At 66.0% G+C, this 25,116-nt stretch carries 19 protein-coding genes; 7 read left to right on the top strand and 12 right to left on the bottom strand.

Annotation, left to right across the window (positions count from 1 at the left end; all coding sequences use genetic code 11):
- Positions 1–14: 14 nt before the first annotated feature.
- Entirely contained in the window at positions 15–1,271 is a 1,257-nt protein-coding gene (locus tag VT03_RS28145) for a glycosyltransferase (RefSeq protein WP_075096088.1), read from the top strand.
- Between the two features lie 623 nt (positions 1,272–1,894).
- On the opposite strand, the gene VT03_RS28140 is transcribed toward VT03_RS28145, so the two are convergent.
- Positions 1,895–3,631: a proline--tRNA ligase gene (locus VT03_RS28140; protein WP_075096087.1), complete on the bottom strand. Its 1,737-nt coding sequence runs from the start codon at positions 3,629–3,631 to the stop codon at positions 1,895–1,897.
- A 219-nt stretch (positions 3,632–3,850) separates the two neighbouring features.
- Between VT03_RS28140 and VT03_RS28135 the strand changes: the two genes are divergently transcribed.
- Both VT03_RS28135 and VT03_RS28130 read left to right on the top strand, forming a co-directional pair.
- A complete protein-coding gene (locus tag VT03_RS28135; protein WP_075096086.1) occupies positions 3,851–6,028 on the top strand; it encodes a DUF748 domain-containing protein in 2,178 nt (725 codons plus the stop codon).
- 123 nt (positions 6,029–6,151) lie between these two features.
- Positions 6,152–7,546, top strand: a complete 1,395-nt coding sequence (locus tag VT03_RS28130; protein ID WP_075096085.1) for an RtcB family protein — start codon at positions 6,152–6,154, stop codon at positions 7,544–7,546.
- A 39-nt stretch (positions 7,547–7,585) separates the two neighbouring features.
- Here the strand turns inward: VT03_RS28130 and VT03_RS28125 are convergent, their stop codons facing one another.
- From VT03_RS28125 to VT03_RS28105, 5 genes are all read right to left on the bottom strand, one after another.
- Positions 7,586–7,987: a hypothetical protein gene (locus tag VT03_RS28125; protein WP_075096084.1), complete on the bottom strand. Its 402-nt coding sequence runs from the start codon at positions 7,985–7,987 to the stop codon at positions 7,586–7,588.
- A gap of 69 nt (positions 7,988–8,056) precedes the next feature.
- Entirely contained in the window at positions 8,057–8,611 is a 555-nt protein-coding gene (locus VT03_RS28120; protein ID WP_075096083.1) for a DUF2617 family protein, read from the bottom strand.
- A gap of 175 nt (positions 8,612–8,786) precedes the next feature.
- A complete protein-coding gene (locus VT03_RS28115; protein WP_075096082.1) occupies positions 8,787–10,166 on the bottom strand; it encodes a prepilin peptidase in 1,380 nt (459 codons plus the stop codon).
- Positions 10,163–10,702 (bottom strand): shikimate kinase, encoded by a 540-nt coding sequence (locus tag VT03_RS28110; protein WP_075096081.1) that lies wholly within the window; start codon positions 10,700–10,702, stop codon positions 10,163–10,165. Before VT03_RS28110 ends, VT03_RS28115 begins: the two co-directional genes overlap by 4 nt.
- A 177-nt stretch (positions 10,703–10,879) precedes the next feature.
- Entirely contained in the window at positions 10,880–12,043 is a 1,164-nt protein-coding gene (locus tag VT03_RS28105) for a hypothetical protein (RefSeq protein ID WP_075096080.1), read from the bottom strand.
- Positions 12,044–12,263: 220 nt separating this feature from the next.
- Between VT03_RS28105 and VT03_RS28100 the strand changes: the two genes are divergently transcribed.
- Positions 12,264–13,406 (top strand): cysteine desulfurase family protein, encoded by a 1,143-nt coding sequence (locus VT03_RS28100; protein ID WP_075096079.1) that lies wholly within the window; start codon positions 12,264–12,266, stop codon positions 13,404–13,406.
- A 34-nt stretch (positions 13,407–13,440) separates the two neighbouring features.
- Here the strand turns inward: VT03_RS28100 and VT03_RS28095 are convergent, their stop codons facing one another.
- The 4 genes from VT03_RS28095 to VT03_RS28085 form a co-directional block, all read right to left on the bottom strand.
- Positions 13,441–14,868, bottom strand: coding sequence for a DUF1501 domain-containing protein (locus VT03_RS28095; RefSeq protein ID WP_075096078.1), 1,428 nt, complete (start codon positions 14,866–14,868; stop codon positions 13,441–13,443).
- An 88-nt stretch (positions 14,869–14,956) separates the two neighbouring features.
- Positions 14,957–15,124: a hypothetical protein gene (locus VT03_RS33845; RefSeq protein WP_156514816.1), complete on the bottom strand. Its 168-nt coding sequence runs from the start codon at positions 15,122–15,124 to the stop codon at positions 14,957–14,959.
- Positions 15,121–15,606, bottom strand: a complete 486-nt coding sequence (locus VT03_RS28090; protein WP_075096077.1) for a hypothetical protein — start codon at positions 15,604–15,606, stop codon at positions 15,121–15,123. The genes VT03_RS33845 and VT03_RS28090 overlap by 4 nt, the downstream gene beginning before the upstream one ends.
- 110 nt (positions 15,607–15,716) lie before the next feature.
- On the bottom strand, positions 15,717–16,895 hold the full coding sequence (locus VT03_RS28085; RefSeq protein WP_197489105.1) for a formylglycine-generating enzyme family protein: 1,179 nt from the start codon (positions 16,893–16,895) through the stop codon (positions 15,717–15,719).
- A gap of 410 nt (positions 16,896–17,305) precedes the next feature.
- Here VT03_RS28085 and VT03_RS28080 point away from each other — a divergent pair, with 410 nt between their 5' ends.
- Together VT03_RS28080 and clpX are read left to right on the top strand one after the other, a co-directional pair.
- Entirely contained in the window at positions 17,306–17,632 is a 327-nt protein-coding gene (locus VT03_RS28080) for a hypothetical protein (RefSeq protein WP_156514815.1), read from the top strand.
- 181 nt (positions 17,633–17,813) lie between these two features.
- A complete protein-coding gene (clpX, locus tag VT03_RS28075) occupies positions 17,814–19,088 on the top strand; it encodes an ATP-dependent Clp protease ATP-binding subunit ClpX (RefSeq protein WP_075096075.1) in 1,275 nt (424 codons plus the stop codon).
- A 424-nt stretch (positions 19,089–19,512) separates the two neighbouring features.
- On the opposite strand, the gene VT03_RS28070 is transcribed toward clpX, so the two are convergent.
- Positions 19,513–22,056: a sodium-translocating pyrophosphatase gene (locus VT03_RS28070; RefSeq protein WP_082846593.1), complete on the bottom strand. Its 2,544-nt coding sequence runs from the start codon at positions 22,054–22,056 to the stop codon at positions 19,513–19,515.
- Positions 22,057–22,324: 268 nt separating this feature from the next.
- On the opposite strand from VT03_RS28070, the gene VT03_RS28065 reads away from it, so the two are divergent.
- The gene (locus VT03_RS28065) at positions 22,325–22,624 is read left to right on the top strand and encodes a L28 family ribosomal protein (protein ID WP_082846592.1); all 300 of its coding nucleotides are present in this window, start codon (positions 22,325–22,327) and stop codon (positions 22,622–22,624) included.
- Between the two features lie 539 nt (positions 22,625–23,163).
- Here VT03_RS28065 and VT03_RS28060 read toward each other — a convergent pair.
- Positions 23,164–24,942 (bottom strand): aspartate kinase, encoded by a 1,779-nt coding sequence (locus VT03_RS28060; RefSeq protein ID WP_075096074.1) that lies wholly within the window; start codon positions 24,940–24,942, stop codon positions 23,164–23,166.
- Positions 24,943–25,116: the final 174 nt, after the last annotated feature.

Below are 25,116 nucleotides of genomic sequence, written 5' to 3'. Positions count from 1 at the left end.
CCGGCGAATTCAAGATGCCCATTGTTCTCAACATGGTCTCGGGACTGCTCCTGGCGGTTTCGACCGTGTTTGCCCTGGTTCATCTGCTCCTCGGAATCCGGTTCGTCCAGCGCGTCTCGAATTACCGCGGCCGAAGCCTGTCCGATGACGAATGCCCGTCGGCGCTCGTGGTCCTCTGTATCCGCGGCGCCGACCCGTTCCTCGAGCGCTGCCTCCAGTCGCTGTTCCGGCAGAACTACCCCCGCTACGAAGTCCGGATCGTCGTCGATTCGACGGACGATCCCGGATGGGGCATGGTCCACGAGCTGATCGGCCGGATGGGGGTGAGTCACGTCTCCGTCCGGGCCCTGACCGACCGGCGTCCGAACTGCAGCCTCAAGTGCAGCAGCCAGCTTCAGGCCCTGCAGAACCTTCAGCCGCAGCACGAGCTGATCGCATTCCTCGACGCCGACACGGTCCCGCATCCGTCGTGGATCCGGGAACTGGCCGCGGCCCTGCAGGATCCGCAGGTCGGAGCCGCAACCGGAGGACGATGGTACCTCCCATCGTCCCCCTCGCCCGGAGCGATCGTTCGGCTCCTCTGGAACATGCCGGCCCAGGTCATCATGGCCCTGGTCAACATCGCCTGGGGGGGGACGCTCGCCTTCCGCCGCGAGACGTTCGACCGCCTGCGGATCGTCGACCGCTGGGGGGGAGCCCTGTGCGAGGACACCATGACCGCGGACGTCCTCCGCGAGCACGGCCTGAAGATGAAGTTCGTCCCCTCGCTCCTGATGATCAACCGCGAGGACAGCAGTTTCCGCAGCGTCTGCTACTGGATCTCCCGGCAGCTCATCAACACGCGGCTCTACCACTCGTTCTGGTGGTTCGTCATCGCCCACGGGTCGACGATCTTCCTGATCGTGTACGGAGGGGCCCTGCTGGCCGGCGTCGCGGCGGCCCTCGGCGATGCGACAGCCGCGCGGCGGGCGCTCCTGGCGGTCGTCGTCCTCCAGGCGGCGCTGCTCTCTCTCTTCGTCTGGCTGCAGTTCTGGGTCAACAAGGTCCTGCGGCGCCGCGGCGAAGAGGCGAACTGGGGCTCGGCCGTCGTCTGGCTGACGATCCCGTTCTGGGTGGTCATCGCCCAGGCGGTGAACTTCTGGGCCCTGCTGCGGGCGCAGTTCTCCAGGACCGTGGAGTGGCGGGGGATCATCTACAAGATCCAGTCCCCCTTCGCGATCCAGATTGTCGAAGAGTCGCAGATCACGGCGACGCGGACGCACTCGCTGTGAAGCTGTGAGTGATCAACGAAGGGGGCCTCCATCCCGCTGGCTCAAACCGCGCCTTTGCCGGCGCAGCGCGCCATAGCTCAAACCCAACGTGCCACGGCAACCTGGGGTCAAGGGGCCAAAAAACAACACAGGCCCCCTTGCCGCCGGAGGCACTTCCATGAGGAACCGTGGGACACAACGGATGTCCCCTTTGTGGTGCCAGTGTTGAGGACTCCTTCAACCTACACCGCTCGCTTTGCAATCCCCGCGGGTTGGTGAGGAGGCATACGGCACGGTGTCCGCGTTTGGACACGCCCTCCTTCAGACATCTCTCGACGGCCAGGCCTCCGGCGGGCAAAGGGGATTCTCCCCTCTGCACTCCCCGACCAGGGTGACCCTGGACCCGATGAGGGCCAAATGACCCTGAGTTGCGCCGCTCTACCTTCAGCCTTCAGCCTTCAGCCTGAACCCCTTCCGCCTCCCTCACAGCCCCCTGCCCCCCCTGACCAGGGTGCCCCTGGCCCCGGTGGGGCAACATGTCGGGCGCGTCGATGCACCCGCCTCCGTGCTCTCCATTTCCCTGCGGTTCACAGAACAATCCACTGTCAGTGAGACCGCAGGGCGATGGCATCGCCGACAACGGGTCACTTGACCAGCGCCGCCTTCCGCTCCTGGACCTGCGCGGCAATCGTCGCCACGCCAGCGTCGACCTTCACCTTCACCGCCTCAGGCTGGTCACGCCACTTGAGCTCGACGTCCCCCGCCTGCAGGCCCTTGCCGCCGATAACGACGCGGAGCGGGAAGCCGATCAGGTCGGCGTCCTTGAACTTCACACCGGGGCGAACGTCGCGGTCGTCCAGCAGGACGTCGACGCCGGCCGCCTTGAGCTCGGCGTAGTACTTCTCCGCCGCCTCCATCGTCGCCGGCTCGGTGACGTTCAGCGGGCAGAGCACCACTTCGTACGGAGCGATCGTGATCGGCCAGATCAGGCCGTTCTCGTCGTGCTTCGTCTCGGCCAGGGCCGCCAGGATCCGGTTCACGCCGATGCCGTAGCACCCCATGATGATCGGGTGCCGCTGCTCCTTCTCGTCGAGGAAGGTCGCGCCGAGCGAGGTGCTGTACTTCGTCCCCAGCTTGAAGACGTGCCCGATCTCGATCCCGTGGACGAACTTGATCGGCTGGCCGCTCTTCGGGCAGGGATCCCCTTCGACGGCGTTCCGGAGGTCGTAGGTCGTCTCGAGCTGGTAGTCCCGGCCGACGTTGACCCCGGTCAGGTGCGCGTCCGCCTCGTTCGCGCCGGTGATCGCATCCTTGATGACCGGGACGTCGTGGTCGGCGATGACCGGGCACTTGATCCCGACCGGCCCGGCAAAGCCGACCGGCGCGCCGGTGACCTGCTGGATGACGGCGGGGCTCGCCAGCTCGACCTTCGTCGCCTTGAGGGCGCGGCGGATCTTCCCGTCGTTGGCCTCGTGGTCGCCGCGGAGCAGCACCGCGACCGGCTTGTCGTCCGCCACGTAGATCAGCGTCTTGAGCATCTGCGTCGGCGAGCACTTCAGCAGCTTCGAGACCTGCTCGATGCTCCCGACGTTCGGCGTCGAGACCTTGGCGAGCGCCGCGGCGCCGTCCGCCGTCTTGATCTCGGGGGGCTTGCGGCCGGTCTCGGCCCGTTCGAGGTTCGCCGCGTAACCCGAGGCTTCGCAATAGGCGATCTTGTCTTCGCCGTTGTTGGCCGGAGCCATGAACTCGTGCGAAGCGTCGCCGCCGATCGGTCCGCTCTCCGCTTCGACCGGCAGGTACTTCACGCCGCAGCGGGTGAAGATCCGGCAGTAGGCGTCGTACATCGCCTGATAGGCGGTGTTGAGGTCCTCGAGGTTCGCCCCGAAGCTGTAAGCGTCCTTCATCAGGAACTCGCTCGTCCGGAGGATCCCGAACCGCGGACGCTCTTCGTTCCGGAACTTCGTCTGGATCTGGTACAGCGTGATCGGCATCTGCCGGTAGCTGTTGAGATGCTTGGAGGCGAGGTCGGTCACCACCTCTTCGTGCGTCGGCCCGAGCGCCAGGTGCGCCTTCCGGTCGCCGCGGGTGAGGTTGAACTGGATCAGGACGTTGCCGAACGAGTTGATCCGGCCGGTCCGCTCGAAGAGATCAATCGGCTGGAGCGCCGGCATGAAGATCTCGACCGCCCCCGCCTTGTCCATCTCGTCCCGGACGATCGCTTCCGCCTTCCGCAGGGCGCGGTAGCCGAGCGGCAGGTAGGTGTAGGCGCCGGCCATGAGCTGGCGGATGAAACCGGCCCGCAGCATGAGCTTGTGGCTCGGAATCTCGGCGTCCGCGGGATCTTCCTTGAGGGTCGGGATGAACGTCTTGGTCCAGCGCACGGCGGCGGTCCTTCGAGTGGCAAATTCCGAAAGGCGCGGAGTTTAGAGGCAAAGCCCCCTCCGCTAAAGGCAGGATCGCGGCGACTCGGCCCACGGACCGGGAAGGGGAGGAAGACGGTCGCCGGGCCGATTCCCCACTAGGCCGTTGCGCGGGCACGGGATACGCTTCTCTGCCGCTGACCGGAACAGCGGCCTCATCGTGTCCCCGTGGATGGAATCATGGTTACGAACGTTGCCTCCCGCGGAGCCGCGGCCCCTGCCTCACCCAAGGAGGTGACCCGGGCGACCCCTCCGACGACGGGACGGCGTAAGGGGCTGCTGGGGACGCTCTTTGTCGGCGGACTCGGCTTGGTTCTCCTGGCCTTTCTCGCTCCCGCGATCGTCTCCCGGACGCCGCTGCGGCACTCCGTGCTCAACTGGCTCGTTCCGGAACTCGCTCCCGGGACACAGGTCGCGGCGGCGCAGTTCGGGTGGCTCTCTCCGGTCCTGATGAACGGCGTCATCGTGAAGGACGACGACGGCCGTCCCCTCTTCTCGGCCGAGAGCATCACGTCGTCCGGCTCGCTCCTCGATCTCATCCAGAAGCCCGACACGTTCGGCGAGTTCATCGTCGAGAAGCCGGTCGTCCAGATCATCGTCGGCCCCGAGGGCTCGAACATCGACACCCTGAGGGAGCGTCTCGCCAAGCGGCCCCCGGGCGGCGGGAAGGCCCCCAAGGCGGTCGCCCTCAAGCTGAAAGACGGGATCATCCGGTTCTCGGACCCAGCCGGCGTGAAACTGGCCGAGCTGGCGGACCTGAATGCCGCCTACGCGAACAATCCCAAGGCGGATCCGAACTACGACCTCAAGCTCGACTGCCGCGTGAGCCATCCCGAGACCCAGGGGACGGTCCAGATGGCGGGCGCGGTCCATTACGACCCGCAGACCCGGCAGAGCCACGGCGCCGCGATCGACGCGAAGCTGACGCGGCTCCCGCTCGACATGCTCCAGCCGGTGCTGGCGAAGCCCTTTCAGCTGACCTCCCTGCGGGGGCTGGTCGACGTCGAGTTCCGGACCAAGCTGACTCCGCAGGAGGGGGGCGCGCTCGGAGCCGACGTCCGCCTCAACGTCCCCAGCATCGCCCTCGAGACGCAGCGGATCGGCGATCCGGTCCCGACGGCGTTCCAGAACAAGGCCCCGCTCCAGTTCGCGATGGCGGGGCTCGTCGACCTGCCGAAGGAGCAGGCGACGTTCGAGGGGGTCACGCTGCAGTCCGAGTTCGGAAACCTGAAGCTGAAGGGGACCGTGTCCGACTGGAGCGGGGACCTCGTCTCCGACCTGACGGGCGATGTCGATTACGACCTGCGGCTGCTGCTGGCCCGCCTGCCGGTGGAGATGCAGGACGACATCACGATCAACGGTCTCGCCGTGCGGAACATCACGCTCAAGGGACCGCTGAAGTCCCTCAGCAGCACCTACGTTCCCCTGGAGCCCGCTCCCAAACCGGGTGAGGCCCCGGCCGCCGATGCCCCCGCCGCGGCCCCCGTGCTCCCTCCGTCGATCTCCCCCTCCGTTCAGATCGGGGCCGACATCGCCTGGCAGTCGGCGGTCCTCTTCGGCGTCTCCTCGGAGAACGGCCTCCTGCGGGTCTTCACGTCGGACCGGACGCTGCACATCGACCCGGCCAATGTCCCGATCGGGACCGGACGCTTCTCGGCCCGGCCGCAGATCCCGCTCGACAAGAAGCCCCTGACCGCGTTTCTCGGACAGGGACCGGTCCTCGAAGACGTCGAGACGACCGAGGAAATGTGCAGGACGTGGCTCAAGTACATCTCGCCCCTGATGGCGGACGCGACCGCGGTCGACGGACGATTTTCGCTGACGATGGACCAGGCGATCCTGCCGCTCGACGCGCCGGGAACCGGGGTGGCGACCGGAAAACTCCAGATGCAGGAGGGACGGGTCGGCCCGGGCCCCATTGCCGACGAAATCCTCCAGAGCGTCGGAACGATCGTCCAGGTCGCCGGTCAGCGGCTCGATCCGAACGAGATGACCTGGATGAACGTCCCCAAGCAGGAGATCCCGTTTCAGCTCAAGAACGGCCGGGTCGCCCACGGACAGACGGTTTTCATCGTCGGCGGGGTGATCGTCACGAGCCAGGGGTCGATCGGGACGCAGGACCGGTCGCTCGACCTGCTGGTCGAGTTCCGGCTGCCGGACGAATGGCTGAGCCGGGGGCCGGTCCTGGCCGCCCTCCAGGGAGAGCCGCTGCAGATCAAGATCGGCGGAACGCTCGACAAGCCGCACGTCGACAACAAACCGCTGGCCGAGTTCGGCAAGCGGGCGGGGGTCAAGGCGGCCGCCGGCCTGCTGTTCAAGATCCTCGAGCGCCGCCAGCAGCGCGTGCGGGGTCGGTAGGCGCCGGGATCGAGGCGGAAAGACCGCGATCGGGATGGCGGAAAGGGGCGGCGGCGGAGGGACGGCTGAACCCTTTGCCGCGGGCCGTGTCTCGGGTCCGAAACGGAACTTGAGAACGAGACCATGAACAAGCACCAGCTCCTCAAGATGGGCCTTCCGGACGACTGTGTGCCGGCGGCCATCCAGGCGGTCCAGGCCGCCGTCGACGCGGGAGTCTGCAAGGGAAAGCAGGGCCCGGACTACGTCCGCCGGATCCTCACCGATCCCGCCGCGTATCGCGACGATCCCGTCTTCGGCGACCTGGCGCGAGCCATCCAAGAGGGGAACGAGGAAGCCCCGCGGCGGGAGCCGATCGCCTATCGAACCTGGGGGGAGGCCCACATCGAGGCCGCATCTCACGCCCAGATGCGTCAGGCGTGCTCCCTCCCGAATGCCGTCGGAGGAGCCCTGATGCCCGACGCGCACGTCGGCTACGGTCTGCCGATCGGCGGCGTCCTGGCACTTGAGGGAGCAGTCTGTCCCTACGCGGTCGGCGTCGATATCGCCTGCCGGATGAAGCTCTCGATCGTCGACCTCCCTCCCGAAGCTCTTGTGAACGAAAAGCTCCGTCCGGGTCTCGAAGACGCCCTCGAGCGGGGAACCCTGTTTGGGACGGGAGGCCGTTGGAAGCGGCGTCAGGAGCATTCCGTGATGGATGCGGACTGGGCCGTTGCGCGAGTCACCCGCGAGAACAAAGATAAGGCGTGGTCGCAGCTCGGAACGTCAGGCTCGGGGAATCACTTTGCCGAGTTCGGCCTGCTGACGCTCGATCGACCGGAACTCGGACTGGAGGCGGGAGAGTACGTCGCGCTCCTGAGCCACAGCGGGAGCCGCGGGACCGGGATGTCGGTCTGCTCGACCTACAGCGCGATCGCCCGCTCGAAGCTGCCAAAGAAGTACGGCGAGTTCGGCTACCTCGCGTGGCTCGACATGGATACGGAAGCGGGGCAGGAATACTGGGCCGCCATGAACCTGATGGGGGACTACGCCGCCGCGAACCACGACGTGATTCACCGCAACGTCGTGAAGCTGGCCGGGGCGAAAGTCCTCGCCGGCGTCGAAAACCACCACAACTTTGCCTGGAAGGAAACGCACGGCGGGCGGGACCTCTACGTCCACCGCAAGGGGGCGACTCCCGCGGGCAAAGGGGTGCTGGGCGTCATTCCCGGCTCGATGGCGAGCCCGGCCTACGTCGTCCGCGGAAAGGGGAACCCGGAGTCGTTCGCCTCCGCCGCGCACGGGGCGGGGCGGGTGATGTCCCGGACCAAGGCCAAGGAGAAGTACACGTTCCGCGCGGTCCAGAAGGACCTTGAGAAGAAGGGGATCCGGGTCCTCTCTGCCGGCGCCGATGAAGTCCCCGGCGTCTACAAGGAGATCGACGCGGTGATGCGGGAGCAGCAGGACCTCGTGGAGACGATCGCCCGGTTCGATCCGAAGGTCGTCAAGATGTGCGGCGACGGAAGCAAGGCCGAGGATTGATGCCCGGCTAGACGCGAGAAGGCGGCGGCAGGCGACGCCTCAGCGTGTGCCGTTGCGGCGGACCTTGGATCCGGAGCCCGAATGGGCGGCCGTAAGGCCCGCCTGAACCACAACCAGAAGACACACCGTCTTGAAAGCGGCCGAGGTCGGAGCCATCAGAAGGTTGGCTCCATCCCCATACGTTACGGCCCGCTCCTCCTCGTCCGTCCTCGCCGCGGCCGCACGGACGTCCCACTTTTCCTGCGTCGAACGGAAAACGAATTCGGCCGTGATGTCGGCCGCGAACAGCGTGACCAGGATCTTGGCCGTCCTCCGGAGCGCCGCCGAGCGCACCGTGAGGCTCAGGACAACAATGGCCACCGCCCCCAGCACCGGGGGAGCATAGGCGAGCCAGTACCACGTGTTGTAACGCGACTGCTCCCACACCTCGGCGAAGGACATGACGGACACCTGAAATCGCGGTCGATCCGGTCGAATGGGACCAACCTGAAATACGGCCCGGTGCGGGCTCTATTCACCGTCGATTTCGTACAGCGACTGTGTCCGCAGGACCGCAAAATTGTCCGGGAACGTGTGGAAAGCATTGACGAGGAGGCTCGACGGCTGGGCGTCGACCTGAATGATCGAGAGCGGCTGCGGGCGGAGGCGCTGGGCCGACTGGAAGGAGTAAGCCATCCACGCCGTGCGGCTGTCCGCCTCGAGCTCTTCGTTGAGCTCCGTGAACACCGCCGGATCGACCGTGTCGACATGAGAGCTGAAATGGACACGGATCGGCCCGGGGAGTTCGATCGTCGCTTCCCGCCCCGCCTGGATCCGGAAGTTGACCTTCTGGCCCCGCGTCGGAAGCTCCTCGGAGGTCGGATGGCCGGCGACTTCCGTCAGCTGACCGCGGAGTGTCCGGAACGCGGCGACATGGCCGCCGTGGCAGATCGAGATCGTCGCGGCCCACGTCGGCGTGGAGAGGTTCTTGTGGCAGACCCCTTCAAACAATTCCGGGTGCATCGCCCGGTCGTACAGCATGAACGACAGCGCCGAGACGTCCGGACGAATTGATTGAACTGCCATCGACTCCGCTCCCTGAAGAACCCACTCCTTAGAAACTATAGGGGTGTCGAAGAACGACGGAAAAGGGTCGAAAGCGCGCAAATCTTCTGCCGAAAAATCGCCTTCGACAATCGACGCGTCGTCTCTTGCCCGAGGTCCAGGGTTGTGCTCGTTCGTGGGGCGCCGCAACGCGCTTTTACGAGCGTCCGCGCCACCGGTCGAGCTGCGACAGTCCCCGGCCCGCCATCGCTCCGGGCCACTCCGAGGCCCCCCGCCAGCGGCCGCGATGCGGGTCCGCGTTCTCCCCCGCCTGATAGAGATTCTGATCGGCGGCGGTCCAGACGCCCGCCTCCGGGGTCGACCGGAGATCGAGCCGGAGCACGCGGATGAGCAGGAACTTCTCGATCTCCAGCAGATGAATCTCGCCGCGGGGGTAGAGCTCTAATCCGAGCAGCCACTTGATCCCCTGCACGAGCAGCAGGCACAGGGAGAGCATGAGGACCATGAACAGCGTGATCGGAATCAGGACGACGCCGAGCTCGAACACGTTCCGGCAGGCGGGCCACAGCACCTTCCAGCCGAGGATCGTGAGCAGCGTCCCGACGCTCAGATACGGTCCATAGGGGATATATTGCTCCCGCCGGAAGAGCGCCGTGAGGATGACGGACACGAGCGCACAGGCCGGGGCGACGAAGAACGCGATCACGATCGGCTGCCAGCCCAGGAACGCGCCGGCCATCGCCATCAGCGTCACGTCGCCGAAGCCCATCGCCTCCCGCCGCAGCAGCAGGAATCCCAGGAGCCGGACCCCCCAGACGAGCCCCCCGCCCACGACAAAACCCGCCGCGGCGACGGCCAGTCCGTGCAGGTGGGGGTAGTGGACGATCCATTCGGGAACGGGCGGCCCCGTGATGAACAGCGGTTTGACCCCCGCCGGCGCGAGGAAAGCCAGCTCGTCGATCAGCCGCGGGTTCTGCGTGAAGAACGGCACGAGGTTGAGTCGTCCGATCGCCACCGCTCCCGCGAAGGCGGCGATCATCCCCGGCACCGTCACGCCGTCGGGGATGATCCGCAAGTCGAAGTCGATGAACGACGCGACCAGGAGCGCCTCGACCAGCACGATGTGGAACAGGAACCGGAGATGGGCGAAGGCGGTCGGGGAGAGCCAGCCGAGCCCCGGAATGGCCTGGGGGCCCTCCGGAACGAAGAGGCAACTGGCGTCCAGCATCCCGGTCCCGAACGGCTCGAGCGGGATCTCCATGCGATAGATCAGCACCCACAGGAGGGCGTTGAACAGTTCGATCGCCGGATAGCGGATGGAGATCCGCATCCGGCACGCCCGGCACCGCCCCCGCAGCCAGAGCCAGCCGAAGATCGGAACGTTGTCATACCACTTGATCCGCGTCCGGCAGCGGGGGCACGTCGACGGGGGGGATTGCAGTCCTTTGAGGGATTCCCACAGGGTCTCCTTCTGCGGGATCCGGTAGATGCAGACGTTCAGGAAGCTGCCGACGACCGCCCCCAGGGCGAACACGAAAATGCTCACCAGCCACGGCGGCAGGGCCACGTCGATCACGCGGCACCCCCGGCCGCTTGCGCGGGGATGGTCGTCAGGATCGCCTCGACGATCTCGTGAACCGGTCGGCCATCGGTCGGGACCGAAAGGGTCGCGGTCTCTCGGTACAGCGGCGTCCGGATCGCCAGCAGCCGCAGGATCTCCGCCCGCGGATCGGCCTCGGCCGTCAGGGCAGGGCGGCGACTGGCGGTCGTGGCATCCTGGTTCATGCGATCCAGGATGGTCTCAACCGACGCCTCCAGCCAGACGACTGGTCCAGCCTCCCGCATCGCCGCCCGCGTCTCCGGGGCCAGGATCGCACCGCCGCCCGCCGCGAGGATCAGCTTCGGCCTCCCCAGGAGTTCCCGGAGGACCTCGCGTTCACGCGACCGAAAACCCGGCTCTCCTTCGGTTCGAAAAATCTCCGCGATCGAGCATCCCGCCCGCGCTTCGATCTCGACATCGGCGTCGATCGACGTCCAGCCCAGCCGCCCGGCGAGGGCCGGAGCGACCGAAGACTTTCCGGTCCCGCGGTATCCAATCAGCGTGATGACCATAGGAGCGGAAACGGCGGTTCCGGGGCCGGACCGGGAACCGGGATGCAATAAAGGGGGGATTTCGGAAAGCGGCCATCGTAGCCGAGTTCCGCGTCGCTGCCGAATCGTCGCGACGCAGAATCTTCGACCTTCACGGGGTCATAACAGACGGCGGCCGGCCGGCGTGCGCCGCGGCTCTCACCGCGTGAACGCGTGGGACCGGTTCGTGGGGGACTGTCCGTCGAAGCGGACGCTGCCGAAGTGGTACTTGCCCTGGCCGACCAGCCGGTTGGGACGGTCGAAATATTCGTCGAGCAGTTTGCGGAGCGTCGTTTCCAGGACCGGCGACTCGACCTGCTCCTGGTAGCGGCTGACGATCAGCACCCGGTAGGCGCCGGCGGCCGGCAGCGAGATCTCGTATTTCCCCTCCGCGTCGGCGACCGCATAGTCGCCCCCCAGGGCCCGCAGGGACGCCTTCGAAAGCCGGGCGTCCGCATCCCCGGCGCCCGCCAGGAAGCCGACGACGGGGAGCTTGCCCGCCCCCTCCCGGACGTCCGGGAAGACCAGGACCCGCGCCCCGATGTCGGGCCGACTCTCCCCGTTTTCTGTGGTGTAGGTCACTTGCCCCTGGAGCGCGGTGACGAGCTGCCCCGCAACAGCAGCGGGGGCAGGGGGGACGACCGGCTTGGCTCCCCCTCCGGGAGCGACCGGCACGGTTCCGGCGTCCGCAGCGGGCACAGCAGCCGCATGAGGCCTCGTCTCCGGAGCGGCTGTCGCTGCCGGTGTAACCGACAGTCGCCCGATCAGGAAGCCGAGCGCGAGACCGGCGGCGGTCCCTCCGGCCGCAAGTCCCCAGCCGGTCGTCCGCCGCGGTCGCCGTGAGGCGGACGGGACTTCCGTGGAAACGGATTCCACCGCGGCGCTCAATTCCTTCAGGGCATTTTCCAGCCCCTTCGAGGAGGCGGGAGGAGCCGGCGGCCGCACCGGAGCGGGGGGGATTTCCCGCACGAGAAAGGGAGATGGGGCAGGCGAGGCCTGTGGAGGCGCGGCGGCTTTGACGACGGGCGCAGCCGCCGCAACGGGCTTGGCGGTCATCGTGGCTCCCCGCGCCGCGAGGTCCATCACTGGGGGTGGCGGGGTCGGGGGCTCCGGATCGTCCAGCGTGGCCAGGACATCGAGGGCCTTGGAGATCCGTTCGTCACGGAGATTCAGCAGCGGCTCCGGAACCGGATCCATCCGGCCGTCGAGATCCGGAACGCGGATCGACCGGCCGCAGGTCGGACAGTCGCTCAACATCCCCGCCTTGGACCGGGAGATCCCCAGGAACTGCCGGCAGTGAGGACATCGAAACTTGATCGGCATCGACGGCGCGTCCGAAACAGCCCACAGTCACCTGAGAACGACTCGATCGAGCCGGCAAGCCCCCGCGGGACGACACCCCAATCTTATCCCGGCCGGTCCCGCGATTGCGAACGATTTTGCCAAAGCGGCCTTCCTCGCCAGAGCCCGGACGAACCGGCCGCCGCACAGCCTCGCCAGACCGCCGGGGCTTCGATTCCGGTCCGGATGCTATCCTGACGGCATGCCCGCCTCTTCCGTCCTCTACTTCGATCACAACGCGACCACGCCGATCCACCCCGCGGTGACGGAGGAAATGGCGCGGGTCTCGACGGTCGCCTGGGCCAATCCCGGCAGTCGCCACCGCGAAGGCCGGCGGGCCCGACAAGTCTTGGAAGACGCCCGCGAGCGGCTGGCGAAGCTTCTCGGCGCATCGCCGCAGGAGGTCGTCTGGACCAGCGGCGGGACCGAGGCGAACAACCTCGCGATCCTGGGGCTGGCGCGGTCCGAGCGCCGCGTTGCGGCGATCCTGCCGGGGGAACACCCCTCGCTCGAGAATCCGGTCGCACTCCTGACGCGCCGGGGCTGGACGCGGCAGGATCTTCCGATCGACAGCGATGGCCAGTTCCGGAGCGACGCCGCCGAGAGCATCGACTGGGAAGGGCTGGGGCTCGTCACCGTCGCCCTCGCCCACAGCGAGACGGGCGTGATCCGCGACATCGGCCCTCTGGTGGAACGATGCCGGCACCACGGCGTTGCGTTCCACGTCGACACGGTCCAGGCCGCCGGGAAGCGGCCACTCGACTTCCACCGCCTCGGCGCAACGAGCCTGTCGCTGGCAGCCCATAAGTTTGGTGGGCCGCGGGGGGTGGGAGCGCTCGTGGTCTCGGAGACACTTCCCCTCGATCCGCTCCTGCGGGGCGGGCTGCAGGAACGGGAGCGGCGGCCGGGAACCGAACCGGTGGTCCTGGCGGCCGGCATGGTCCGGGCCCTCGAACTCTGGACGGCGGAACGGGAGACGCGAACCGCGCACCTGCGACAGCTCCGCGACCGGTTCGAGGCGGGGCTTCGCGAGACCTGCGCGCCGATCGTGATCCACGGCGAGCGGACGACGCGGCTCGCCAATACGTCGAACATCGCATTCCCCGGATGCGATGGCGAGGCGCTGCTGGTCTCGCTCGACCTGGCGGGGATCTGCGCATCGCTGGGAACCGCCTGCTCCAGCGGGGCGACCGAACCCGCGCCGATCCTCGTCGCCATGGGCTGCCCGCCCGAGGTTCTCCGCTCGTCGGTCCGGTTCAGCTTCGGGCCGGATCAGACGCTCGAAGAGATCGAGCAGGGGATCGGCATCGTGTCGCAGGTCGTGAAGCGGAACCGCGCCCAGTAGCCATCTCCCTCCCGTGAGAGGGCTGTTGTGGCTTTCATGCCAGGATCTCGCCGACGACGTGGGCCGGCTCCACTCCCGTCAGGCGGGCGTCGAGCCCCTGGAACTTGTAGGTCAGCCGCTCGTGATCGAGCCCCAGCAGGTGCAGGATCGTGGCGTGCAGGTCGCGGACCTGGACCTTTCCTTCCGTCGCGCCGAAGCCGATGTCGTCGGTCTCGCCATGGACGTAGCCCCGCTTCAGGCCGCCCCCCGCCATCCACATCGTGTAGCCGTCGACGTGGTGGTCCCGGCCGATCGTCGCCCGCTCTTCGCCGAGTGGCGTCCGACCGAACTCACCTCCCCAGATGACGAGCGTTTCGTCCAGGAGGCCTCGCCGTTCGAGGTCGAGGATCAGGCCGGCGCTCGCCTGGTCGGTCTCGCGGCAGAGTTGCACGAGCGAGTCCTCCAGGTCCGCCCCCTTGCCGCCGTGGTGGTCCCAGTCGGTGTGGTACAGCTGCACGAAGCGGACGCCGCGCTCGACGAGCCGCCGGGCCAGCAGGCAGTTCGTCGCGAACGAGGGCTTGCCCGGCTCGGCGCCGTAGAGCCGCATCGTCTCCGCGGTCTCTTCGCGGAGATCGGTCAGCTCCGGAGCGCTGAACTGCATCCGCGACGCCATCTCGTAGGCGTTGATCCGCGTCTCGATCTCGGGGTCGGCCATCTTGCCGAGGTGCTGCTCGTTGAGGGCCCGGACGGCATCGAAGAATTCCCGCTGGGCGGGAGCGTCGTAGCCGGGAGGGTTCCGGAGGGCGAGGATCGGGTCCCCCTGATTGCGGAACGGGACCCCCTGGTAGCTCGTCGGGAGGTAGCCGCTCGACCAGAGGGTACTCCCGGCCCGGGGACCGCGCGGGCCGCTCTGGAGGACGACGAACCCGGGAAGGTTTTCCGACGGGCTCCCGAGCGCGTAGGTAACCCACGAACCGAGACTCGCCCGGCCGGGGACCTGGAAGCCGGTGTTGAGGAAGAGCTTCGCCGGGCCGTGGTTGAAGACGTCGGTCGACATGGCCCGCAGCCAGACCGCCTTGTCGGCGATCTGGGCGTGGTACGGCACGAGGTCGCTGAACTCCATCCCGCATTCGCCGTGGCGGGCGAACTTCTGCTTGCTCCCCAGCAGTTTTTCGTTCCCTTTCAGGAAGGCGAACCGCTTGCCTTCGAGGAGCGATTTCGGCGGAGCCTGGCCGTGCATCTCCCGCAGGACCGGCTTGTCGGAGAAGAGCTCGAGCTGGCTCGGCCCCCCCGCCATGAAGAGGAAGATCACCTGTTTGATCTTCCCGGAGGCGTGCGGCTCGCGCATCGCCAGGGGGTTGGTCCCCGCCACGGCGTCCCGGCCGAGCAGTTGCGACAGCGCCAGCGCTCCGAGGCCCATCCGGCACTGGCTGAGGAAGTACCGCCGTGACTGTTCGTTCAGACCGCCCCCGGACATCGCCATCCCAGTCCACTCCACCTTCCACGCGGCGAATGCAAAACCACTCATCAGCCTACGCCAATCCGAGAGCGCCGGGTAGCGTCGCGCTCGATCAGCGGAAATCGCGGAGCGAGTGCCCCACGTAAAAAATCGCCATCGCGGCCAGCATCAGGGCAGGCATCCACAGAAGCCCGAAGCCGAACGTGAGCTGCCAGATGATGAGAAGCGGCAGGAACACGAGGGCGGCGAACTGCAGGGCAAATCCAACAAAGTTCTTCATGGGGCGTCCGGCTTGTCCTTCCGGACCGGCTTCTCCATCCGGGTCCAGACCTCCACGAAGAGAGGCCGCATGTCCCCCTGTTCCAGGCCCCGCACGCAGAGCCACTTTCCATCCTTCACGGTATAGACGTATCGGCCGTCTTCCCGCGGCTTTCCCTTGTTGGGGCCGTCGATGATGGTGGCGTTCGTCCAGAGGAAGATCCGGTGTCCCGCCACGACCTGGACCTCGAAGTCAACCTGATGGGCTTCCAGCAGCCGCCGCTCGCCGTCGAACGTCCGGACGATCTCCGACTGGCCGACGATCTCCTTCTCGATATGAAGGGGGGCGCCGTTGGGGAGCTTCACGTCGCGTTCCCAGCGTCCCTGAAGCTCCTCAACCGCCTTTTCATTGGGAGACTTTTCCTCGGGCGCGTCGGCAAAGCTGCCGTGCGCGCCGAGAGCCAGCATCCAGACGACCACAGCAATCGAGACAAACCGGCCCATGTTCAGTCTCCTTCGGCAGAGAGAGGCGCACAGTCCGCGGCGCCGCGAGGGGAACAGGATCCGGCGCGGCGCTCAAACGGACGTCCCGCCGGGTTCTCCTCGGGCGAGTTCTACTTCTCCGCTCTCAGTTCGTCGATCGCTTTCGGGAGTCCGGGGTCGACGATCCCGTACACGCCGCGTCCCTGGATCATCCGGAAGTCCACATCGGACTGCAGCGTCTCCAGGTCGATCCCCCAGACCTTTTCGATCTCTTCCCGGGGGACTTCCTTCAGCGGCCGAATGAGCCGGAAGCCGACGCCGCGGACCGGATCGTTCGTCATCCACCACGGGCTCTTGGGGAGGTTCGGGTCGGTCTCCTTCCACTTCTCCATATTGGAGTCCAGCCGTGACGCGCTCCGGCAGTCGACCGCTTCGTTCTCCCAGGAGCCCCCTCGGACCACGCGGGGCCATTCCTGCTTGGGGAGGACGAACGCGGTGGTGGGGGTCAGGTCGGCCTTCCCCTTCAGGAACTCGTAGCCGGTGTCAAAGTACTCATCGAGGGTCCACTCGGCGACGTTGCCGTGCATGTCGTAAAGACCGAACGCGTTGGGTGTGCCGAGGGCCACCTTCCGGGGGCCGGTCCCCTTTGACGTCCCGGCGAAATGGGCGAATTCCGCCAGCCGCGCGGGGTCGTTCCCGTAGGTGTAGGCGGCGGCCGAGCCGGCGCGGCAGGCGTATTCCCACTCCGCCTCGGTTGGCAGGCGGTACTGAACGCCGTAGGTCAGGCTGATCCACTTGGAGTACTGCTTGGCCGCGTACTGGGTCATGCTGACGGCGGGGAGCTGCGGATCGTCGCCGAACTCGAACGTGAAGGTCGGCTCGTAGAGCTCCGTCGGCACGGTGATGGCGTCGACCTTGTTCTCGTCGGTCACCTTGCGGATGCCCCGGCCTTCAAAGCTCTTGAAGACCATGAACATTTCCATGAACGGCCGGTATTCCGTCCAGGTCGCCTCATTCCGCGCCATCCAGAAGGGCGGAACGGTGATTTCTACCTGCGGAGCTTCGTCCGGCTTGTGCCCGGTTTCCTTCGCCGGGCTCCCGAGCAGGAATTTTCCGCCGGGGACGGGGATCATCTGAAACGTGGCGTCGGTCCCCGGAATCTTCTGGGCGTAGGGGACCATGAAGCCTTCGGGCGTTTCCACATAGGGCTGGGCCGCCGGTTTCTCCTTCACCAGTCCCGGCCGATCGGCGGCGACCGCCGCGCCCGTCCAGATCGCCAACACCGCCAGACCGGCAACAACACGCAACATGAGCAAACCCATTTCGATTCGACGGCCCCTGACCGGGACCGCTGCACAGGACGTTTCCACAAACCCGCAAGCCACATTGTTGAGGAATCGCGCCCCCATCCGCAACCGGGCCGGCGTAAGGATCGCCGCTCCGAAGTCCATTCCTCCCCCGCCATTCGCACAGGTGTTCACTGCAAGGCAGGTCCACTCCCTCGCGGAGCAACCGCGGGGAACCGCAGAGGACGTCGAAGCGGGAACGACGTCCTCCAAACCCAGGCCGGGCCGTGCGGTCGAGGATTGCGAATGTCAAGCGCCGGCGGGCCTTCGGGGGCTCAAGATGTAAAACAGGTGCTTGTCAGTCTGCAATTGCTACCAGATAATCCCAAAACGATCGGGGTGCCCCGGTCATTGGAGTCGCGCGAATGTGGGCATTGGCGGCCGCCAAGCGGATCAACACGCAGCAATTGCTGCTCAAGAGCGTTCCCTGGCTCATTGGCGTAGTTGTTGCTCTCTGTCTGCTCGGCTGGTTGATTCTCAAGCTCCGTGAGTGGTTGAACGAAGATGACGGTAGTGCTGTCGACTCCACAATGTTGTTGACGCAGTTCCGCGAAATGCAGTCGGAGGGTGACCTCTCCGACGAGGAATTCCGATCCATCAAGCGGAAACTGATTGCGAGTCCGTCATCAAGGGAGTTGCCGGACCCGCAGGAGACCGCAGATTCCACGAAGCCGGGAAAGTCGACGCAAGTCGACTCCTGACCTGCCAAGAGTGCCGACCGTCTGGAAATCCGGGACCCGTCCCGGCGATCGATACGACAGGCACATCCGTCATGAATCGAGGACGATTCAGAACAGTTGATTCCGCAGGCCGAAGCAGGGAGGCGGCCACGGACCGGGCAGATCGCCGATTTCGGCGATCGACACCTCTGAAGGAACTGGCATGACCTCCGGTAAAGACTTCACCTCGGGAAAGAAAACCCCCTCGGGGAAGAAGAATGCGAACTGCTCTTTCTGTGGGAAGAGCTATCGCGACGTCGGACCGCTCGTCGAAGGGCCGGCTGACGTTTACATCTGCGGTGAATGCATTGACCTGTGCCAGTCGATCCTGGACCAGGAGCGGCGTCGCCGTGGAGAGCCCAAGAAGCTCTTCAACAAGATTCCGTCGCCCCGCGAGATCGTGGCGCATCTCGACAAGTACGTCATCGGCCAGGGGCGGACGAAGCGGGCCCTCGCCGTTGCCGTCCACAACCACTACAAGCGGCTGGTCCACACGGAAGACCGTGACGGCGAAGTCGAAATCGAGAAGTCGAACATCCTTCTCATCGGCCCGACCGGCTCCGGCAAGACCCTGATGGCCAAGACGCTGGCCCGGCTGCTGCAGGTCCCGTTCGCCATCGGCGACGCGACGACGCTGACCGAAGCGGGCTACGTCGGGGAAGACGTCGAGAACCTCCTTCTCAAGCTGCTCCACGCCGCGGACTTCGACATCGACTCCGCTCAGCGGGGGATCATCTTCATCGACGAAATCGATAAGATCGGCCGGACGAACCACAACGTCTCGATCACCCGGGACGTCTCGGGTGAAGGGGTCCAGCAGTCGCTGCTGAAGATGCTCGAAGGGACGGTTTCGAACGTTCCTCCGCAGGGTGGCCGCAAGCACCCCGAGCAGCAGTACATCCAGGTCGACACGACGAACATCCTGTTCATCTGCGGCGGGACGTTCGTGGGCCTCGAAGAGATCATCGGCAAGCGGATGGGCCGCAAGATGATCGGCTTCGGGCAGGACGTGGTCAGCGAATCCGAGCGGATCAACGACGTTCTCGAGAACGTCACCGTGGAAGACGTCCTCGAGTTCGGCATGATCCCCGAACTGCTCGGACGCCTCCCGGTTCTGAGCACGCTGTCGAAGCTGAACGAAAGCGATCTGGTGCGGGTCCTGACGGAGCCGAAGAACGCGATCGTCAAGCAGTACCAGCGGCTCTTCGAGATGGAGAACGCGTCGATCGAGTTCACGGACGCGGCTCTCAAGGAGATTGCCCGGACGGCTCGGGCCAAGAACACGGGTGCCCGTGGTCTGCGGTCGGTGGTCGAGTCGGTGATGTTCGACCTGATGTACGAGCTGCCGGATCGCGAGCCGGGCCAGCGGTACATCATCACTCCGGAGATTGTCCGGGGTGAAGCCCGCCTGCTGCCGCCGGATTCGGCCGCCGCCTAAGCTGCGACGGATACGAAGACTTCAAGCCCTCGTCGGTCGCCTGACTGCCGAGGGCTTTTTCGTTTTTGGACCACGTCCCTGCCGGCACGACGTGATCGCTCAAACCCAACGTGTTACGGCCGCTGGGGTCAAGGGGGTCTCACCCCCTTGCCGCCGGAGGCATTTTCGTCGCGGAACCGTGGGACACAACGGATGACCGCTGTGTGGTACCAGCGTTGAGGACTCCCTCACACCTCACCGCTGGCTTTGCAATCCTCCCGTGTTGGTGAGGGGGCATACGGCACGTCGTCCGCGCTTGGAGACGCTCTCCTTCAGACATCTCTCGACGGCCAGGCCTCCGGCGGGCAAGGGGGCGTGGCCCCCTTGCATCCCCCACCAGGGGTTACCCCCTGGACCCCGGTTCGGCTTGGCCGGGAATCGAGGGTTACCGGTGCACTCCCTCTTTCTTCGACTGCAGAATCGCCCAGAACAACAACGCCACACACACCGCAACCACCACCATCCAGAACGTATTGACCCCAATCACCTGAAAGTCCGCCGGCAACGTGAAGTGGAACCGCTCCGCCCCTTCGCGCACCCGCTCCACCGTCTGCCGGTCGTACGGAAGCGCCAACGGCACCGCCAGAATCGCAACCATGTTCATCACCTTCAGCAGCGGATTCACCGCCGGCCCCGCCGTGTCCTTTAGCGGATCACCCACGGTGTCGCCGGTGACGCTCGCCTTGTGCTTCTCACTCCCCTTGCCGGTATTCGCCTCCGCATCCCGCGGCTCATCCTCCACCATCTTCTTCGCGTTGTCCCACGCCCCACCCGAGTTGCACATGAACGACGCCATGAGCTGCCCGACCACAATCGACCCCGCCAGGAACCCAGCCAGCGCAATCGGCCCCAGCAGGAAACCAACCAGCACCGGCGTGAAGACCGCCAGAAACGCAGGACCGATCAGTTCCTGCTGCGCCGACGTCGTGCAGATGTTGACCACCCGGCCGTAATCCGGCTTCTTGGTCCCCTCCCAGATCGCCTTGTCGCGGAACTGCTCGCGGCACTCGTTCACGATCAAGAACGCCGCCCGCCCCACCGCCCGGATCGTCATCGAGGAGAAGAGCAGGGGAACCGATCCCCCCAGCAGCATCCCGATGAACATGATCGGGTTCGACACCGTCAACAGCCCGGCCACGTAGTCGAACAACCCCGCCGGGATCGCCTCGCTCTCTCCCGCCCCCCCCGACCCGATGACGGTGATGTAGCTCGCAAAGAGCGACACGGCGGCAATGACCGCCGAACCGATCGCGACCCCCTTTGTCACCGCCTTGGTCGTATTCCCGACCGCGTCGAGGTCCGCCAGGATCTGCCGCGCCTCGCGGTACTTCTCCTCACCCATCTCCGCCCGGTCGTAGCCCATCTCGCCGATCCCATTGGCGTTGTCCGCCACGGGACCGAAGACGTCCATCGAGATCGTGTTCCCCGTCAGGGTCAGCATCCCGATCCCGCACATCGCCACGCCGTACGCGACGAAGATCGCGTTCTCGCCCGAGTACACCATGGCGCTGGCGAAGATGGCGAGACACAGCGTCACCGCCGTCCAGACCGCGGATTCGTAGCCGACCGCAAAGCCCTCGATAATGTTGGTCGCGTGCCCGGTGGTGCAGTTGCGGACGAGGCCGTGGACCGGCTTGTACTCGGTCCCGGTGAAATACTCCGTCACCTTGTTGAGCCCGATGCACAGAATCACGCCGATCAGGCAGGTGTAGGCGGGGCGCATGTCGAGGCCCACGACGCCCCAGTTCGCCCAGGCCGGGAGTTGCCGGATGTCCGCCAGTTTCTCGGGCGAAATGTGCTGCTCGGTGAACCGCAGGAAGAAGAAGCCCAGAACCAGGAACCCGAGAACCGACAGGGCCGAACCGACGAGGAACCCGAAGTTGATCGACTTCATCGCCTCGCCGACGTTCCCCTTGTCCCCCGCCTTTACGAGATACGTGCTGATGATCGAGGCGATGACCCCGATCGCCCGGACCAGAACCGGGAACAGGACCCCCAGGTGCCCGAAGCTGGCCCACCCCAGGATCATGGCGGCAACAATCGTCACCTCGTAGGACTCGAAGATGTCAGCCGCCATCCCCGCACAGTCACCGACATTGTCCCCCACGTTGTCCGCGATCGTGGCGGCGTTCCGCGGATCGTCCTCAGGGATGTCCTTCTCAATCTTTCCGACGAGGTCCGCGCCGACGTCCGCCGCTTTCGTGTAGATCCCGCCGCCAACCCGCATAAAGAGCGCCAGCAGCGTCCCGCCGAAGCCGAAACCCAGGAGCGCCTCATAGGCGTGCTCCCCATAGGCCATGAAGATCAGAGTCCCGCCGAGCAGCCCGAGGCCGTCGGTCAGCATCCCGGTGATCGTTCCAGTGCGGTAGCCGAGCATCAGCGCCCGGCCGAAACCGACCTGGGCCCCCGCCGCGACCCGCAGGTTGCCGGTGGTCGCCAGCCGCATCCCGACGAATCCGACTGTGGCCGAGAAGACCGCTCCCATCAGGAACGCGAGCGCCCGCCCAAGGGCAAAGGGGTCGTGGATCCCGAGAGGGGAGGTCATCGCCTTCGTGAAAAAGAGGACCACGACCAGGACCACGATCAGGATCGAGACGGTACTGAGCTGCCGGCGGAGGTAGGCGTCGGCCCCCTCGCGAATCGCAGCTGCGATCTCCTGCATCCGCGGCGTGCCGGGGTCGGCCGAGCGGACCTGACCCATCAACATCCACGCATATGCGAGACCGGCGAAGGCGATTCCGAGGACACCGAACAGCAGGGCTCGCTCCACGGAGGAAAATGAAGGATCGGTGAGGAAGGAGAAGTAGCGGAACTCGCCGGGGGAGGCCGCCAGAGTGGCGGAAACGGGCGGGGGTGAGATGCCGAAGACCCCCATCGAGAACAGCCCCAGAAGCACCACCAGGCCCAGCGTCGAAATCCTGCGCATCATTCGTCCTCATGAGCACTCAGAGTGGATACGCGCGTAAACCGAGTCTTGGCTTACGATTCTGAGAACTACCGTCGAAAGTCCGGAACTTCAAGCACCGTTTTCCGGAGCCGGCGGAACCGTCCGAACTCCCCGGAAGCCGGTTCGGGACGGGAGGGGGACTGCCCCGTCAATCCGATTGCGTTCCCCCGGGGGACCCGTTAAATTTCTTCGCTTTCCCCTTTGCGATTTGCTCCGCCACCTCGGCGGGGCCCAGCCGGTTTTGAGAGTCATGAGCACGCTCAAGAAGAACAAACGGATCAAGCGAGCCAAGAAGGCGGCGATTTACGGCGACCTCAAGCCGGTGCTCGGAAACTCGCTGACCCAGCGCGGTAAGGCCAAGTACCTCGGCGGTAACGGTCGCAAGACGACTGGCATCGCCCGCCGCCAGTTCAAGCAGAACCTCCAGGAAGTCCGTGTCGTCGAAGACGGCAAGACGGTCCGCCGTCGGGTTCCGGTCAAGATGCTTCGCAGCGGCCTGATTCAGAAGCCGGTCGTTCGCGAGCCGTTCACGATCGAAGAAGCCAAGTAAACTGCGGCCGGGCGGAGCGTTCCTTCTCGATCAGAAGGTTTGCCCCGCCTCCAGTCGGCAGACAGAACAACGCCCACCCGGTGGAAGCTCAGCGGCGCTCGCGAGACTCCATCGGGTGTGGCGTTTTTTGCTGCGCCACCAACATTGCCGCCAAAAACCGGGGTCCAGGGGGTACCCCTGGTGGGGAGTGCAGAGGGGCAACGCCCCTTTGCCCGCCGGAGGCCTGGCCGTCGAGGGATGTCTGAAGGAGTGAGTATCCAGACGCGGACGCCGTGCCGTATGCCCCCTCACCAACCCGCGGGGATTGCAAAGCCAGCGGTGTGATGTGAAGGAGTCCTCACCGCTGGTGCCACAAAGGGGTCATCCGTTGTGTCCCACGGTTCCGCGACGAAAATGCCTCCGGCGGCAAGGGGGCGTGGCCCCCTTGACCCCAGGCTGCCGTCGCACATTGGGTTTGAGCTATGGGAGCTTCGCCGGCAACGGCGCGGTTCGAGCCAAGGGGACATCCACTCCGTCCCTCGTTGACCGCCCCCAAGGCTTCAGGGGGCGACGCCGAACGCCGCAACGAGCCGCTCCAGCCCCAATGCACCCTGCTTCCGATCGATCACGGCACTGATCCGGATCTCGCTCGTGTTGATGAGCTTGATGTTGATCCCCGCCTCCGCCAGGCAGCGGAACATCTTCTCGCCCACCCCGGTGTGGGTCCGCAGGCCGATCCCCATCACCGACAGGGTCGAAATGTCCCTGTCGTGAGAGACATACGCACCGTGCAGCCGCTCCAGCAGCTTGCCCACGGTTGTCAGGCACTTCTCGAGATCCGCGCGGGGCACGGTGAAGGACACCTCGGTCGTCCCGTTCTCGCCGATGTTCTGGACGATCATGTCGACCAGGAGGTTCTCCCGGGCGACCGTCTCGAAGATCTCGGCGCAAAGCCCCGGCCGGTCCGGAACGTTGTGCAGCGTCACCCGCGACTGGCTGTCGTCATGGAGGATGTCGCTCACGACGATGTCTTCCATATTCGATAGCCGGTCCGCAACCGCCGTCTGCAGCGCCTTCTCGTCGCGGGCCGCCAGCTTCGGAGCCTTGGGCTGCGTCGCCGCCACCGCCGCCTTGTCGAGTTCGAAGCCCTGATGGACCGCCCGCAGGGCCGCCTGGCTCAGGTTCCGGTCGACCAGGACCGAAATCTTGATGTCGCTGGTCGTGATCATCTGGATGTTGACCCCCGCTTCCGCCAGCCGGCGGAACATCTGGGCCGCGACGCCGGTGTTGGTCCTCATCCCGGTCCCGACGGCGGAGACCTTCGAGACATTCGTCCCGCTGACGACCGTTCCGGAGCCGACTTCGTTCACCGCCTCCTGGGCCGCGGTCAGGGTCCCGGCGAGGTCTCCCTCGGGAACCGTGAAAGTCACCTCCGCCTTGCCGTCGGAAACGACGTTCTGCACGACCATGTCGATCGGGATCTTCCGGGCGGCGAGCTTGGAAAAGACCGTCCCCATAACCCCCGGGCGGTCGGGAATTCCCTTGAGCGTGACGCGGGCCTCGTTCTTGACGATCGCCAGCCCTGTGACAGGCCGGTCGATGTCATCCCCGACCGGAGCGATGAGCGTCCCATCCTCCGTCGAGTAGGCCGGCTTCACGCGGAGCTTCACGTTGAACTTCTTGGCGAACTCGATCGACCGGGAGTGCATGACGCCCGCTCCCAGGCTCGCCATCTCCAGCATGTCGTCGTAGGAAATCGTCCCGATCCGGCGGGCTTCCGGGACGACCCGCGGATCAGTCGTATAGACGCCGTTGACGTCGGTGTAGATCTCGCATTCCTCGGCCTGGAGGACGGCGGCAAGCGCGGACGCGGTCGTGTCGCTGCCGCCGCGGCCGAGGGTCGTGATGTTTCCGTCCTCGTCGACCCCCTGAAACCCGCAGGCAACGACGATCGCCCCTTCGTCGAGGTGCTTTCGCAGGCGGTCGGTGCTGATCTTGCGGATCCGCGACTTGGTGTGGGTCGAGTCCGTCACGATCCCGATCTGGCCGCCGGTGAGGCTGACCGCCTTCTCCCCGAGCGTGTGGATCGCCATCGCCATCAGGGCGACCGTCTCCTGCTCGCCGATCGAGAGGAGCATGTCCATCTCGCGGGGAGCGGGCGTCTTGGTGATCTCTTCGGCCAGCGTAATGAGCTCGTCGGTCTTCTTGCCCCGGGCGCTGACGACCATCACGACCTGGTGCCCGCGTTTCGTCAGATCGATCGCCCGCTTGGCGGCCGAGAGGATCTTCTCGGCAGTGGCGACGCTGGTTCCCCCGAACTTCTGAACGATGATCGACACGACTGGACCGACTCCCGTGGCACGACTGACCTGACCCCGTCCGCCTCGACTCCGGGCGGATGTAATTGGGCGCAGGCTCCGATGGACCGGGGTCGCGACGGAACCCCATGTCCCGGCGCGGCCGGCGCCCGATTTTGGGCGGGGGAGTTTATCAGAGGAGATAGCGCATTGCAC

It is taken from the genome of Planctomyces sp. SH-PL14 (assembly GCF_001610835.1).
Classification (GTDB): domain Bacteria; phylum Planctomycetota; class Planctomycetia; order Planctomycetales; family Planctomycetaceae; genus Planctomyces_A.
This window is presented reverse-complemented; position numbering and strand designations above follow the sequence as displayed.

Coding starts and splice junctions, on each gene's coding strand:
- VT03_RS28145 (WP_075096088.1), top strand. CDS start 15: ATGCCCATTGTTCTCAACATGGTCTCGGGACTGCTCCTGGCGGTTTCG.
- VT03_RS28135 (WP_075096086.1), top strand. CDS start 3,851: ATGGTTACGAACGTTGCCTCCCGCGGAGCCGCGGCCCCTGCCTCACCC.
- VT03_RS28100 (WP_075096079.1), top strand. CDS start 12,264: ATGCCCGCCTCTTCCGTCCTCTACTTCGATCACAACGCGACCACGCCG.
- VT03_RS33845 (WP_156514816.1), bottom strand. CDS start 15,124: ATGAAGAACTTTGTTGGATTTGCCCTGCAGTTCGCCGCCCTCGTGTTC.
- VT03_RS28070 (WP_082846593.1), bottom strand. CDS start 22,056: ATGATGCGCAGGATTTCGACGCTGGGCCTGGTGGTGCTTCTGGGGCTG.
- VT03_RS28090 (WP_075096077.1), bottom strand. CDS start 15,606: ATGGGCCGGTTTGTCTCGATTGCTGTGGTCGTCTGGATGCTGGCTCTC.
- VT03_RS28085 (WP_197489105.1), bottom strand. CDS start 16,895: ATGTTGCGTGTTGTTGCCGGTCTGGCGGTGTTGGCGATCTGGACGGGC.
- VT03_RS28120 (WP_075096083.1), bottom strand. CDS start 8,611: ATGGCAGTTCAATCAATTCGTCCGGACGTCTCGGCGCTGTCGTTCATG.
- VT03_RS28125 (WP_075096084.1), bottom strand. CDS start 7,987: ATGTCCTTCGCCGAGGTGTGGGAGCAGTCGCGTTACAACACGTGGTAC.
- VT03_RS28105 (WP_075096080.1), bottom strand. CDS start 12,043: ATGCCGATCAAGTTTCGATGTCCTCACTGCCGGCAGTTCCTGGGGATC.
- clpX (WP_075096075.1), top strand. CDS start 17,814: ATGACCTCCGGTAAAGACTTCACCTCGGGAAAGAAAACCCCCTCGGGG.
- VT03_RS28095 (WP_075096078.1), bottom strand. CDS start 14,868: ATGGCGATGTCCGGGGGCGGTCTGAACGAACAGTCACGGCGGTACTTC.
- VT03_RS28065 (WP_082846592.1), top strand. CDS start 22,325: ATGAGCACGCTCAAGAAGAACAAACGGATCAAGCGAGCCAAGAAGGCG.
- VT03_RS28110 (WP_075096081.1), bottom strand. CDS start 10,702: ATGGTCATCACGCTGATTGGATACCGCGGGACCGGAAAGTCTTCGGTC.
- VT03_RS28130 (WP_075096085.1), top strand. CDS start 6,152: ATGAACAAGCACCAGCTCCTCAAGATGGGCCTTCCGGACGACTGTGTG.